General features: G+C 59.4%; 13 protein-coding genes. 2 read left to right on the top strand and 11 right to left on the bottom strand.

Annotated features, from left to right (window positions below; all coding sequences use genetic code 11):
* From QDY28_RS23260 to QDY28_RS23220, 9 genes are all read right to left on the bottom strand, one after another.
* The coding region (locus QDY28_RS23260) for an L-threonylcarbamoyladenylate synthase (protein WP_331383941.1) at positions 1 to 470 on the bottom strand (470 nt) is incomplete at its 3' end.
* A gap of 120 nt (positions 471 to 590) precedes the next feature.
* Complete coding sequence (locus QDY28_RS23255; RefSeq protein ID WP_331383940.1) at positions 591 to 1,571, bottom strand: aldo/keto reductase; 981 nt, start codon at positions 1,569 to 1,571, stop codon at positions 591 to 593.
* A gap of 3 nt (positions 1,572 to 1,574) precedes the next feature.
* A complete protein-coding gene (oiaX, locus tag QDY28_RS23250) occupies positions 1,575 to 2,858 on the bottom strand; it encodes a 3-oxo-isoapionate-4-phosphate decarboxylase OiaX (protein WP_331383939.1) in 1,284 nt (427 codons plus the stop codon).
* 5 nt (positions 2,859 to 2,863) lie between these two features.
* Positions 2,864 to 3,898, bottom strand: coding sequence for an aldo/keto reductase (locus tag QDY28_RS23245; protein ID WP_013984674.1), 1,035 nt, complete (start codon positions 3,896 to 3,898; stop codon positions 2,864 to 2,866).
* Positions 3,899 to 3,962: 64 nt separating this feature from the next.
* Positions 3,963 to 4,961, bottom strand: coding sequence for a substrate-binding domain-containing protein (locus tag QDY28_RS23240; protein ID WP_051264136.1), 999 nt, complete (start codon positions 4,959 to 4,961; stop codon positions 3,963 to 3,965).
* 95 nt (positions 4,962 to 5,056) lie between these two features.
* Complete coding sequence (locus QDY28_RS23235; RefSeq protein ID WP_004129777.1) at positions 5,057 to 6,019, bottom strand: ABC transporter permease; 963 nt, start codon at positions 6,017 to 6,019, stop codon at positions 5,057 to 5,059.
* Between the two features lie 38 nt (positions 6,020 to 6,057).
* Positions 6,058 to 7,590 (bottom strand): sugar ABC transporter ATP-binding protein, encoded by a 1,533-nt coding sequence (locus QDY28_RS23230; RefSeq protein ID WP_037135825.1) that lies wholly within the window; start codon positions 7,588 to 7,590, stop codon positions 6,058 to 6,060.
* A 69-nt stretch (positions 7,591 to 7,659) separates the two neighbouring features.
* Entirely contained in the window at positions 7,660 to 8,547 is an 888-nt protein-coding gene (locus QDY28_RS23225) for a 3-keto-5-aminohexanoate cleavage protein (RefSeq protein WP_028753509.1), read from the bottom strand.
* Positions 8,548 to 8,557: 10 nt separating this feature from the next.
* Entirely contained in the window at positions 8,558 to 9,910 is a 1,353-nt protein-coding gene (locus QDY28_RS23220) for a four-carbon acid sugar kinase family protein (protein WP_028753510.1), read from the bottom strand.
* Between the two features lie 151 nt (positions 9,911 to 10,061).
* Here QDY28_RS23220 and QDY28_RS23215 point away from each other — a divergent pair, with 151 nt between their 5' ends.
* The gene (locus QDY28_RS23215) at positions 10,062 to 10,856 is read left to right on the top strand and encodes an SDR family NAD(P)-dependent oxidoreductase (RefSeq protein WP_004129782.1); all 795 of its coding nucleotides are present in this window, start codon (positions 10,062 to 10,064) and stop codon (positions 10,854 to 10,856) included.
* A 100-nt stretch (positions 10,857 to 10,956) separates the two neighbouring features.
* Complete coding sequence (locus tag QDY28_RS23210; protein ID WP_004129783.1) at positions 10,957 to 11,658, top strand: FadR/GntR family transcriptional regulator; 702 nt, start codon at positions 10,957 to 10,959, stop codon at positions 11,656 to 11,658.
* 216 nt (positions 11,659 to 11,874) lie between these two features.
* On the opposite strand, the gene derI is transcribed toward QDY28_RS23210, so the two are convergent.
* Positions 11,875 to 12,330: a D-erythrulose-4-phosphate isomerase gene (gene derI / locus QDY28_RS23205; protein ID WP_013984669.1), complete on the bottom strand. Its 456-nt coding sequence runs from the start codon at positions 12,328 to 12,330 to the stop codon at positions 11,875 to 11,877.
* Positions 12,331 to 12,342: 12 nt separating this feature from the next.
* Positions 12,343 to 13,113: a triose-phosphate isomerase gene (locus QDY28_RS23200; RefSeq protein ID WP_028753511.1), complete on the bottom strand. Its 771-nt coding sequence runs from the start codon at positions 13,111 to 13,113 to the stop codon at positions 12,343 to 12,345.
* Positions 13,114 to 13,136: the final 23 nt, after the last annotated feature.

Raw genomic sequence — 13,136 nt, 5'->3', positions numbered from 1 at the left:
ACTTCCACGAAGCGGGTGGAGGTGACCTTCCCGGAACGATTGGCTGAAGGCGCTGCCACCGGAAATCCGACGGCCCGGATCAGCCGTTGGGCGACACTCGACGAGGGAAATCGGATTGCGACATTTTTCATGCCCGCGGTAACTGCGGTTGCGAGCCCCGCGTCTTCCCGCTTTGGCAGGAGCAATGTCAGAGGTCCCGGCCAAAAGCTGGCAGCAGCCAACTCTGCCTCCGGATTGAAATGTGCCATCCTGCGCGCCATTTCCACGTCCGAAACGTGGATAATTAGGGGATTATGCCGCGGGCGTCCTTTGGCTTTATAGATGCGCTCGATCCCAGCCGGGTTGCTGGCGTCCGCGCCGAGCCCGTACACCGTCTCTGTCGGAAAAGCGACGACTTCGCCATTTCGCATTAGCCAGGCGGCAGCTTCAATCGCACTGTCGCTGACGTCAAAACGACGGGTGGCGGTCATCTTTTTTCCTCGCGCTGGTTCTGGAACGGAGCAGAGATCGATACGGCCAACTGAGGGGTTCAGGAGGCTCGGTTCGGCGTGCCTCCTGACAGCCTCAACGTCGTCCCCGCCGAGCCAAACTCAGTTCAAGCCGACTACGCTGTGGGGCACGTATGGCTCCTCGAGTTCGCGGACCTCGTTGTCGCTTAGCTTGACGGCCAACGAAGCGACGGCATCCTTCAGATGCTGAAGCTTCGTAGCCCCGATTATAGGAGCCGTCACGCCCGCCTTTTTGTTTAGCCACGCCATCGCAACGAGGGATCGTGAGACGTTCTTGTCGTCTGCAATCTTTGCGACGACGTCTACGACGCGGCGATCCGCCTCGTCCGCGTGACCGTAGAACCGAGCTGTGACATTGTCGGTCTCGGACCTCAAACTGCTTTCCTCCCAAGGCCGGCTGAGGCGCCCGCGAGCCAGCGGACTGAACGCCATGATCCCCACACCTTCAGCTTTGCAGAGCGGCAACATCTCCCGCTCTTCCTCGCGATAAAGGAGGTTCATCTGAGCTTGCATCGAAATGAAACGCGACCATCCGGCAGCATCCGACTTGTAGAGCGCCCGCGCAAATTGCCATGCGTAACAATTGCTGGCTCCGATGTAGCGAACCTTGCCGCTTCGAACGAGATCCGTCAGCGCTTCCAACGTCTCTTCAATCGGGGTCGAATTGTCCCAGAAATGAATTTGGTAGAGGTCGATGTAGTCCGTCCCCAGCCGCTTGAGGCTGGCCTCAGCCTCCGCGATAATTGCCTTGCGGGTAAGTCCGACCGCATTCGCTCCATTGCGCATCTTACCGTAGACTTTGCTGGCAATCACGACCTCATCACGCTGCACCATCTCCTTGAGCAGCTTGCCGACGATCTCCTCGCTTGTGCCGTCTGAGTAGACATTGGCCGTGTCAAAGCAGTTTATGCCCTGTTCGAGTGCCTCTTTGATAAAGGGCCTGCTGTCGTCTTCGGACAAGGTCCAAGCATGGTTACCGCGATCGGCGACGCCGAAACTCATGCAGCCAAGAACCAATTGCGAGATTTTCAGACCTGACCGGCCAAGCTGACGATATTCCATCTGTCATCTTCCTTCTGATACGGTTTTAGAGCCGAACTTGGCGAGCGACTGCGCCAGCTCTGGATGAGATTTGGCATATTCATGGAGATCAATTCCGGCGACCGCGGCATCCCAGGCCGCACGGACCGCTCTCACACCCGCCGACGGCCCGCCGGGATGGCTGACGACGCCACCGCCACAAAGGTAAAGGTGGTCAATCGCCTGCCCCGTCCTCCGATAGGTCTCAGGCGCCTGTCCACCCCATTGACCCGAACAAACGACCGGTAGCGGGCGGTCGGCGTCAGTGAAGATTGGTTTCTGGAGATCATGGAACGACTGAACGAAAGAGGCGTCCGGTTCCCAGTATTTGGCGGCGATGCCGTTGATCTGGAATTGGTCGACGCCGAGAAGTCGCCAAAGCTGTTGGTAGACCGAGAAATCGAACCCAAGACCAGGATGCCGAGTGAGAAGATCCCAGCCGTTGCGATGGGCGTGCAAGACCAGAGACGACCGTCGACGCAGAAACAGAAAAGCGCCCATGCCGATCGAATTGATGTTGATGACGGCGGCGTTGCCACCCTCGCGCACGACCAGGTCGTGCTTGCGAACCATCTCGTCGGGATCGACGTCGGAAATGCCGAAGGCATACATCACCTTCTTGCCGGTGCGCTGCTCCTGATCCCGGATGATCGGCATGATCGCTTTCACCCGCGCCTCCAACGAGGAGTACGGTGGCGACATCAGTTTCTCGTCGTCCTTGATGAAGTCGACGCCGGACGCGACGAGTTCAGCAACCACCTGCGCCGTTTCGTCCGGAGTGAGGCCGAGCGCGGGCTTGATGATCGTGCCGATGATTGGCCTGTTGTAGACGCCGGTCAGACGCCGGGAGCCTTCGATCCCGAATTGAGGCGCCGGGTAGACGCCTTCAAACTCTGGAGGCAGCTGCAGGCCGATGACCCTCAGCCCGGTGAATTCCTTGATCGACCAGACCCCGCCCAATGCAACCGTGGTGACTGCCGCGAGGTCAGTTCCGACGGCCTCCAGGGGATAGGCGATTGTTGTCTCCGCTCGGTTGAAGACTTCGCCCGCTGCAGGGAGCGAGGGAACCTCGACAGAGTCCAGTTTCTCGAAAGCGACCACGCGCGCGGCCGCGCGCGCCTTCAGTTGCGGCGTCTCTCCGGGCAGGTCAACAAATGTACCCGTCGACTGGTCGCTTCCGATCTTGACCGCCAAGGCCTCAGCGCTCCCGGCGGTCTCAATCCGATAGGTGACCAGAATGTCCGAGGGCCTGCGCTGAGCCAGATCCATCGCTATCATGCCTCCGGAACTGGCGCGGCTTCAGGGATGAGGCCGGACGACTTCAGGTCGGCCCAGAACGCAGCCGGAACCGGCGTCGAGATCGCGGCGACGTTTGCGGCGACGTGTTCGGGCGCCAGCGCTCCCTGTACCACCGCGGTCACTGCAGGATGTGCGTAGACAAATTGTGTCGCTGCAGTCGCAAGCGAGACGCCATGGCGCTCGCAGACGGCTTCGAGCGCCTCGACCTTGCGGACGATCGCTTCAGGCGCGGGCTGGCAATCGTAGGTGCGGGTGGTTGTCATCGACTTGCTACCCTCGGCGAGGATGCCGGAGTTGTAGATGCCAGCCGCAATGATACCGATGCCGCGACGCTGCATTTCTGGATAGAAATGGTCGAGAGCGCCGTGGTTGAGCAGGGTGTAGCGCCCGGCGACCATGGAGCAGTCGAGATCAAATTCCTCTGCCACCTGCAGGACCGACGCGGTTTCATTGACGCCGAGGCCGATGGCCTTCACGGAGCCTGTGCTGCGCAGCTCGTCACACGCCTTGTAACCGCTCGATCTCAGCGCCGAAAGGTGGGTGCTATACGCCTCGCGGTGCCATTCGCCGCTCACGTCGTGGAGATAGAGGATGTCAATGTGGTCCATACCCAGGCGCTGCTGGCTATCTTCGAAAGCGCGCATGATGCCGTCATAGGAATAGTCGTAGTCATCGACAAATGGCAGCGCCTTCACCCAGTCGATGCCGTAAAGGCTCTCGGCGCGCTTTGCGCGGCTTTCCGGCTTGAGTATCCGCCCCGCCTTGGTGCTGACCACGACCTTGCCGATGAGATCGTTGTTGCGAAGGACATGGCCGAGGGAATGCTCGGACTTTCCAAGGCCGTAAAGGGGCGCGGTGTCGAAATAGCGGACACCCAAGTCGTATGCCTTGAGGACGACCGCCTCGAAAGTCTGGAAGCTCACATCGACATTGCACCCACCGAGCGGCGAGGTACCCAGCCCTAGCGAGGTCAGCGTCACATCGGTCTTTCCAACTTTTCTCTTCAACATGATGGTCGATCCTATTTCCCTGGTGTAAGGCGGACGGCCGTATGGGCCGTCCGCCGTTGTCCGATTACATGTACTTCTCGACATTGGTGGAATCGAGCACGAGCCACGGCACGACGTAGTCCTTCTCGGTGCCGCCCTTCCATTCCATCAGCGAGCCCCAGATTTCGGACTGCGGCTTGTAGCTCTCGCCCTTGATCGCCCGCAGTGCGAGGTCGACCGCGCCCTGGCCTTCGGCGCGGGCGTACTTGTAGAGGCTGACCGCCATCTCGCCCTTCTTCACGGCGCGCTTTGCGTCCGGAATGCCGTCGATCGCAAGAACGGGAACGGTCTTGAGATCGATGCCGGCGCTCTTCATGGCTTCGATCGCGCCAAGCGCCATCTCGTCGTTTTCCGCAAGGACGCCGTTGATCTCACCCGGGTGTGCGAGCAACCAGTTCTCCATGAGCGCCTGACCCTCGGCGCGGCTCCAGTTGCCTGTCTTGTCTTCGATGAGCTTGAGGTTCGGGAACTTGGCGAGACCAGCGTCGATGCCTGCGCGGCGCTCGATCTGGGCCGACTGGCCGATCGGACCCTCCATGAGGACGACGTTGCCGCCGTTCGGAAGGCGCTTGGCGAGTTCCTCAGCGATGATCTGGCCGCCTTCGGTATCGTTAACGATGATGGACGCGGTGTATTTCGTCGACTTGGTCTTGAGCGCCGACACGATAAGCGGGATTTTCGCTTCGGCGGCCTTTTCGATCGGCGGCGCCGAGGCCTCGAGGTCGAACGGTGACATGATGATCGCGTTGAATTGTTGGGTGATCGCTGTGTCGATCTGGTTCGCCTGTGTCAGTGGATCATACTTGCCGTCGAAAACGGTGATCTCGACCTCGCCCGATTTGACGGCGGGATGGTTCTGGATTTCCGTCGACCAAGCCTTCATGTACTCGCCGGACTCACCGAACGAGAGAGCCGCGATCCGAATTTTGTCCTGCGCGAAGGCGAAGTTCCCGCCAGCCAACGTCGCTACGGCGATTGCCATACCCACACCCGCATTGAGCAGGTTCCTCCTAGACATCTGCATTTCATATTCTCCTCTGGTTTAAGATACGTCCGGACGCGACACGCTGGGCCGGACATTGTCGCCGGCCTTCCCCGGCGGCAATTTCGGGATTGGTCTTATTTGCGGATTTGGTCGGCGATGACCGCGACCACGATGATCGTGCCCTTGAGGACTTGCTGGTAGTATGAAGACACGCCCATGAGGTCCATGCCGTTGTTGATCGTGCCGATGATGAGCGCGCCGATCAGTGTGCCGAGCAGCGATCCGCGGCCGCCCGCAAGGCTCGTCCCGCCGATCACGACGGCGGCGATCGCGTCAAGCTCATAACCGATGCCCGCTTGCGGCAGCGCAGCGGTGGTGCGAGCCGTCAGGACAAGCCCCGCAAGACCAGCCAGGAGGCCCGAGATCACATAGGTCGCACCGACGATCACCTTGGTGGAAATGCCGCTCGTGCGAGCCGCCTTCTCGTTGCCGCCAACTGCGTACACATAACGGCCGAAAGTCGTATAGTTTAAAACGGTCCATCCAATCAGGAACACGACGAACAGGATGACGATCGGTACCGGGATATACATGATCTGCCCGGAGCCGATCCACTTGAAGGGATCCGACAGATTCGGGATGGGGCGTCCTTCCGAAAAGATCAAGGTGAGACCGCGGGCCACGCTCAACATGCCAAGCGTCACTACGAACGGCGGGACCTTGACCGCGGCAACAAGCACGCCATTCACCAAGCCGAGGCCGGCTCCCGCCGCGAGACCCGCAAAGATACCGAAAAGCACGAACTGCTCGTTGGTCTCCGTTACGAGGCTGGCGGCGATCATGCCCGCGAGCGCCATTACGGAGCCGACCGATAGGTCGATGCCCTTAGTAAGGATGACGAAGGTCACTCCGATCGCCAGAATGCCGTTGATCGACGACTGGCGAACGAGATTCAGCCAATTCAACCATGTCATGAAGTACTGGTTCGCGAACGCGAAGAACGCGACGATCAGGAAAAACACGAGAACGATGCTGAACTGCCTGATCATTTCCCCGGCGCGGAAGTTTCCGGGCTTCGCCGCAGCGATGGTATTCATTACTCAAGTCCTCCCGTGAATGGGGCTATGACCGCTCATCAGCTCGCCATGTCCATAAGCGTCTGTTGCGTTGCTTCGGCACCGTCGATGATGCTGAGGAGCTGCCCCTGTTTGAAAATCGCGATCCTGTCGCTGAGCTGCATGATCTCCGGTGCCTCCGAGGAGACCACGAGGACGCCGTTGCCCTTTGCCGCGAAGTCTCGCAGGAACGCGTAGATCTCCTGCTTGGAACCTTCGTCGATGCCACGCGTCGGTTCGTCGCAAATGAGAAGCTTTGGATTTGTCAGAAGGCACCGGGCCAGCACGACTTTTTGTTGGTTGCCCCCTGACAGAGTTTCGACGGCAACATCTGGCGACGCCGACTTGATCCTCTGTGAGACGATCATGTCTTGAACTGCGCTGCGCTCTTTGTCCCCGCGGATGAAACCGCTGATGGCCATCAAGGCCAGCGATGAAAGCGTGATGTTGTGGGCGATCGATGCCGAGAGCACGAGACCACTGTCCTTGCGATCCTCGGTCACCATCGCCATTCCACGTTGAATTGCGTCCTTAGGACTGCCTGGCTTGACCTTACCGCCGTTGAAGACAACTTCGCCTCCCGTTGGTGAGTGCAGCCCGAATATTGTCTCGAGGAACTCGGTTCGTCCGGACCCAAGCAGCCCGTAGATTCCGACCACTTCGCCGGACGCCACGTCTAGCGAGATGTCTCGGAAATGAGGCCCGCGCGCCAAGTTCGAGACCGAAAGCAGGATTGGCGCGTCTTCGAGAGGCTTGCCCTTCTCGACCAGCTTGACTTCACGGCCGACGATCTGTGTCACAAGATGACGGCGGTCGATGTCTTTGATGTTTCCAGTCTCGATGAAACGGCCGTCGCGGAAGACTGTGTACTCATCCGCGATCTCGAAGATTTCGGTGAGTTTGTGAGACACGTAGATAATTGCGGAACCGCGCGCGGTGATCTTGCGGAGCGCGTTGAACAAGACATGGACTTCGTGTTCGCCGATAGCAGATGTCGGCTCGTCCATGATGACGATATGTGCCCGATAGCTGAGAGCCTTCGCAATTTCGACGAGCTGAATCTGGGCGAGGCTCAGCTCCCCCATCTTCTTGGCAGCGTCGACTTCAAAGCCGAGTTCATCGAGGAATGCCTGGGCGTCCCTGCGCATCTGGCTAAAATCGACGAGCACGCCAAGTCGCTTCGGCTCGCGGCCAAGGTAAAGGTTCTCGGCGACGGTCATCTCGGGGACGGGGGAAAGCTCCTGCGTGATGATCGCGATGCCGTGACGCAAGGCGTCAGCGGCGCTTTTGAAGTCGACCTGCTCGCCATCGATCTCCACTATCCCTCCATCGCGGCGGAGCAGTCCCATCGTGATGTTGAGGAATGTCGACTTGCCGGCGCCATTACCGCCGCACAAGGCATGGACGGTCCCGGCCTTTAGAGTTAGTCGGCCATCAACGAGCGCTGGGACGCCGTTGAACGACTTTTCCACGCCCTCGGCCCGCAGAACCACGCGCGCCGAAGACGACTGCGCGGTTCTCTGAACTGTTATCTTCTCAGTTGCGTTGACCATGATATGACGTCATACCTCGTAAAATCGAAATCTATGCCGCGTGTGTGCGGATCGCATGCCGTATTGGTTCTACGCGGCGTCCAGTTCGAGGATCGCGCGTGCCTCCTGAGGTGTAGCCGGCTCACGTCCGACCTTTTGGGCAATCTCAACAGCGCGCGATATGACTTCCGCGTTCGTGGGTGTGCCGAACTCACGATAGGGATAGTCGCCTATTCCAATAGCCATGTGGCCGCCCAGACGGCAGATCGCAGGAGCAATGTTCAAAAGATTGCCCCCAAGGCAATTGACCGTCCATTCGATCGGCCGGTCGTCGGGCAGAAATGCAAGATGCGCCATGAGACCCGCCTCGGTCGGCGGATGCCCGGTAATGTATCGCCCTCCCGTCAGGTGGAGGAGAAAGTAGGCCGGCCCCCTCACAAGGCCCGCGTCCATCAGAGCGATCGCGCGGCGCGTGAACCCAACAGACCAGGAAACCAGCTTCGGCTTTACGCCCTTTTCGGCCAAGGTACGCGCGTAGTGCGCGAGACTTTCGGTCGTGTTGAGATACAAACGTTCTGGATTTTCGAACCTGCGCGTCTCGGCATCCCAAAGCTCGAGATTGGCCGAGCCGGTATCGATGGGCGCAATATCGGGCTTCGTAGCAGGGTCCAATGCCAGGGTTGCGACCGTGTCGATGCGCTTCATGGCGTCGGCATCATTCGAGATAAAGCCGAGCGTGGGAAGGATGAGTAGATCGGTCGCCTGCCTGACTTCGCGGATGATTTCGGCGTTTGCCTCAACGGTGTTTGTCGCACCGCCGTCGGCTGTCCTGGCATGATAGTGGAGAATCGCCGCTCCCGCCTTGCGGGCTGCAACGGCGGCCTCAACGATCTCGTCGGCGGTGTATGGGATATTAGGGTTGGATGTGCGCGGCGCGTACTCGTTGACCCTGGCTTCGAGGATGATTTTCTTTTGCATCTTTTGCTCCTTACGCCGCCAGATAACCCGAGGTGCCCGCCTTTGCCCGCAGGAAGAAGTCATCGGCACCAATCTGCCCGCCCTTCAGCATGACTTCGAGGCCATCGACTTCGGCGTCGCCCGGCGCATCCAGGCGGCAGACATGGCAATTTTGAACTTCGTCAAAAACGGCGATCTCGAGCGCTTCGGCGCCGATTGTCCGCACCGCATAGCTCGAACTGTCACCGCCCGAAAACACGATCCGCGGCAAGGAAACCGCGCGGCGCACGGCACGCGCAACGTCACAGTAGATGGCGCCCAAGCGTTCCGCGGGAACATCGCTGCCGGCCAGGCGGCCGGTTTCCCCGCGAGCCGTGTAGATGATTGTAGATCGACCGCGCACAAGGCTCTCGATCGCCTTCAAAGCAGCCTCCCGCGCAACTGCGTCAGCATCATCATCGGACCGGACTGTCGAGACATCCAAGTGGACAAGGTTCCACCCGGAAGCTTCGGCCACCGCAATCTGGCGCCCGGTTTGCAGGGCGCAACTACCTGATAAGACGAGTAGATTTTCGACGCCGGCAATCTCCGTCTTGACGGGCTCCGCCGACGATAGCAGGCCCAAGCGGGCCCAAAGAGCGCCGAGTTGTTGCGCCAAGCCTTGAGCTGCAAGCGCGAACATCGGACGTGTCGGATACCGCGCCCAGAGCAGATCGGCGACAGCCGCAAGATCCGCATTTTCGAGCCCATCGAAAATGACCCCTGCCCCCTCTTGGAAGGCCTTGAAGACACGCTCCTCCATTGCCGAGCGGTTCCGGATTGCGGGAAGCGTGACGTTGACGAATTCCTTATCTGTCTGCCCAGCCAGATGCATGCGCAGATCCGCCTCGTGCATCGGCGTCCTGGGGTGGCGCGACATGCTCGGGTGCCGGTCGAGCCGCTCAATCCTGTCGGCAAAGCGCGCGAAATGATTTCCGAAACAGGTGTAGCGCCCGAAGTCCGGGGTCGCGGCGAGGACTGGAACGTCCCTCTTGCCGAAGTGAGCCGCAGCGCGCGCCAGAACAGCACCATAGCTTCCAACGGTGGGCGACGAGTCGAACGTCGAACAGATCTTGTATTGGATAAGCGGACTGTTGAGGGTGCGCATGATCGAAAACGCGCTGTCAAGCTCCTCGTCGAGCTCGACGCCGGACAACGCCCTTGCGGTACCGGCGAAGCCAAGCACATCATAAGACAGAGCATCTGTTGACGCCGTCTGTGCTGAAGGGCGTGCGAGATAGAGTTTTCCCTTCACACCACTGCGATGGAACTGCGCCAGGTTTTCGGAAGAACCCGTGAAGTCGTCGCCGTAAAACACGGCCTTGAGCTTGCCAGCTGATGTCATCGGATCCTCCCAATATCCCGGCCGAGGATATCTTCCTCCATACATCAGCCGGGCTTCACTCTTGACAATACTCATAGAAGCAGCTCATAACTCTGTCAAGGTCATACCTTATACCTTATACCTCATATCGAGAAAATTGGAGGACGACGAGATGAGACTTTCTGGACGCACTGCCGTGGTGACGGGCGCTGGCCGGGGCATCGGACTGGCAATCGCTGAAGCCTATGTTCGCGAAGGCGCGAATGTCGTTATCGTCGACCGCGATCTGGAAGTGGCGAACGAAGCCGCCGAGCGGCTTGGGGAGCGGGCTTTGGCCGTCCGCGCCGATATTTCGGTCAACGAAGACGTTGAGACGATCGTTAAGGAAACGATTGGCCGGTTCGGCACGGTCGACATACTCGTGAACAACGCGGGCGTGGGCGCAACCACTCTGTTTCTCGAAAGCTCAAGGGAGGAATTCGAACGCGTCGTCCGGATCAATCTGACCGGAACATTCCTCGTGGCGCAAGCCTTTGCTCGGATCATGGCCGCCAAAGGCTATGGGCGGATCATCAATATCGCTTCGCTGTCCGGTCAGAAGGGCGGTGTCGGACGTTCGGCCTATGGAGCCTCAAAGGCCGGCGTCGAACTCCTCACGAAGGTTATGGCGGTGGAACTCGCGGAATCGGGAATCAACGTGAATAACATCGCACCGGGCCCGATATTGACCGAGGTCTCGAAAGTCATGCACACGGTCGAAACGCGTGACGCCTATCATCGGCTAGTTCCGCAACGCCGTTATGGCGAACCATCGGAAATCGCTGATGCCGCGGTGTTCCTGGCGAGCGACGATGCTGCCTATATTACGGGGCACACCCTGAACGTCGACGGCGGCTTCCTGGCCGCTGGCCTCATGTTCCCATTCGATCCAAAAGCCTCGAAGCGGCTGGGACAAATCAGCGAATAACCTGGAGAAGTGGCCAGTTCGACGTTCGGCATTTGTCGCAAGCGGTAAAACGCGGTATGACCTCGTACCTTTTCGATTTCTGATTGGAGCGTGACCAGGAATGCTGTCTGTTGACCCAAAGAAAATCCCAAGCCGGCTGGACATAGCGCTCGACTACATTACGGGCGAAATTGCCAAAGGCAACCTCGGGCCTGGTGACAAACTTCCCAATGAAAAAGAGCTGGCCCAGCTTCTCGGGATCAGTCGCACTCCAATCAGAGAGGCGATCAAAACGCTCGCGGTCTCGGGTCTTGTCGAGACGCGTCATGGCTTTGGAAATTACATCCGTAAGGACGAAGGCCTTCCGGCGATGCCGCTCGCGATGTTTCAGCTCTATCTTCAGAGCTCGACGCCTGAGATGCTGATGGAACTGCGATACATTTTCGACCGCAACTGTTCAGAACTCGCGTCGCTGCGGCGTACGGACGAAGACCTCGCCACGATGAGAGAGTGCATCGACCGACTAAAAAGGCTGTCGGAGGATGCGAACTCCGCGATCGAAGATCTCCTCAAGGCCGATCTCGATTTCCACCGAGCAATATACAAAGCTGCCGGAAACCCGTTGATCGTCGTGATCGCCGACTTCGTGCTGACGATGGTCGCGCCTTGGGTGCAAAAATCGCTAGAGGTCAGTGGCAAATGGCGCGCAGTCGATCTCCACGAACACATGTTTCAGATGATCCGGGACAGAAAGACCGGTGACCTCAGCCGCGAAAGCGTCGAGGAAAACATGGAACACTTCCGCACATCCCTGCTGAAATGACAGCCAGGGCATCACGTCAAGGCGTGGCGCATCTTGCATTTCCCGCAGGTCGCACTGCGATCATCACCGGCGGCATCTGAAGGCGGACGCGAAGCCCGGATACCGTATGCCGCCCGGCCTATTCGCCGGGTTCTGAAAATTGCCAGAAAACGATAATGCGCCAGGCTGATTGCGCCTGGCGCGTCGACCGCGAGCAATGCTTGCCCAGCCTTCCAACTAGCGGGTGTGGTATTTCGTATCGACCTCGTCGATGGCGGCAACATTGCTGGCCGAGCGACCGTTCTCGTCGAACCTCTGGGCGAGGAAGGAGTCGACGATCGTCTTCGCAAGTTCCGATCCAATGACGCGGGCGCCCATGGTAATGATCTGGGCGTTGTTCGACAACGCCGCCCGCTCGGCGGAATAAGTATCGTGTGTGAGGGCTGCCCTAATACCCGGCACCTTGTTTGCCGAAATGCAGACGCCGATCCCGGTGCCGCACACCAGGATGGCCTTGTCATAGGTGCCGTCGAGCACGCCGTTGGCGACCCTGTCGGAGAGGTTCGCATAGAAATCGTCGAGACCGGCGTCCGTCCGGGAGACCTCGAACACCTCGAAACGGTCCTTGAGATAATCGGCGAGGACCTTGGCGAGGCCTTCGCCCGCGCTGTCGCCTGCTACTGCAATTTTCATCTTCATCACTCCTCAGATTTTGGCCGCGCACTTTTCGAGGATGTCGAGGTAGCCCTCGATCTTCCAGGCCGAGCGGCCGATGAACAGCCCATCGACATGGGGGCAGGATATGAGCTCTTCGCAGTTGTCCGCGTTGACCGAACCGCCGTAGAGGCAGGGAATGCGCCGGCCGAGCACGGCTTCCGCGAACGCGATGATCTCGGCCTGGCGGGCGTCGGCGTAGTCCGCTGTCGCGGGGATCCCATCGACGCCAATGGCCCAAACAGGCTCGTAGGCAAGCAGTATCGGTTTGTGCTTCTGGTCTGTAGAAAGGCATCCCAACGCGCCGCGAACCTGGCGCTCGAGGACGTCGCGGGCTCGCCCGGCCTCGCGTTCGGAAAGTGTCTCCCCTATGCAGATGAGCGGGATCAAGCCGTGGCGAACCGCCGCCCCGACTTTCAGTCCTACCGTCACGTCCGTCTCACCGAAATGTTCACGCCTCTCGGAGTGACCAAGCTCGACGATGTCGAGGTTGCAGTCCTTGAGCATCAAGGGTGAAATCTCGCCCGTCCAGGCGCCCTCCTCGTCCCAATGCATGTTCTGCGCGCCGACCTTCACCGACGTGCCCGCCAACGTGGTCTTCACTTCCCGGACAACAGTGAAAGGAGGGATGACAAAGCGCTGGATGCGCGGATGGGACGTGATGTCTGCGGCCCTGAGACCGTGCGCAAACTGCGCGGCATCGGCAAGCGTCTTGTTCATCTTCCAGCTGGTGCCAATCCAGAGGGTTTTCTTCTCGGTCATCGCCGCTTCACCACGTTTGCGTT

It is taken from the genome of Rhizobium sp. BR 362 (assembly GCF_036528765.1).
Classification (GTDB): Bacteria; Pseudomonadota; Alphaproteobacteria; order Rhizobiales; family Rhizobiaceae; genus Rhizobium.
The sequence above is the reverse complement of the archived record's forward strand: the minus strand, read 5'-3'. Positions and strand labels throughout refer to the sequence as shown.

Coding starts and splice junctions, on each gene's coding strand:
- QDY28_RS23225 (WP_028753509.1), bottom strand. CDS start 8,547: ATGCAAAAGAAAATCATCCTCGAAGCCAGGGTCAACGAGTACGCGCCG.
- QDY28_RS23200 (WP_028753511.1), bottom strand. CDS start 13,113: ATGACCGAGAAGAAAACCCTCTGGATTGGCACCAGCTGGAAGATGAAC.
- QDY28_RS23240 (WP_051264136.1), bottom strand. CDS start 4,961: ATGCAGATGTCTAGGAGGAACCTGCTCAATGCGGGTGTGGGTATGGCA.
- QDY28_RS23215 (WP_004129782.1), top strand. CDS start 10,062: ATGAGACTTTCTGGACGCACTGCCGTGGTGACGGGCGCTGGCCGGGGC.
- QDY28_RS23245 (WP_013984674.1), bottom strand. CDS start 3,898: ATGTTGAAGAGAAAAGTTGGAAAGACCGATGTGACGCTGACCTCGCTA.
- QDY28_RS23220 (WP_028753510.1), bottom strand. CDS start 9,910: ATGACATCAGCTGGCAAGCTCAAGGCCGTGTTTTACGGCGACGACTTC.
- QDY28_RS23210 (WP_004129783.1), top strand. CDS start 10,957: ATGCTGTCTGTTGACCCAAAGAAAATCCCAAGCCGGCTGGACATAGCG.
- QDY28_RS23230 (WP_037135825.1), bottom strand. CDS start 7,590: ATGGTCAACGCAACTGAGAAGATAACAGTTCAGAGAACCGCGCAGTCG.
- derI (WP_013984669.1), bottom strand. CDS start 12,330: ATGAAAATTGCAGTAGCAGGCGACAGCGCGGGCGAAGGCCTCGCCAAG.
- QDY28_RS23235 (WP_004129777.1), bottom strand. CDS start 6,019: ATGAATACCATCGCTGCGGCGAAGCCCGGAAACTTCCGCGCCGGGGAA.
- QDY28_RS23255 (WP_331383940.1), bottom strand. CDS start 1,571: ATGGAATATCGTCAGCTTGGCCGGTCAGGTCTGAAAATCTCGCAATTG.
- oiaX (WP_331383939.1), bottom strand. CDS start 2,858: ATGGATCTGGCTCAGCGCAGGCCCTCGGACATTCTGGTCACCTATCGG.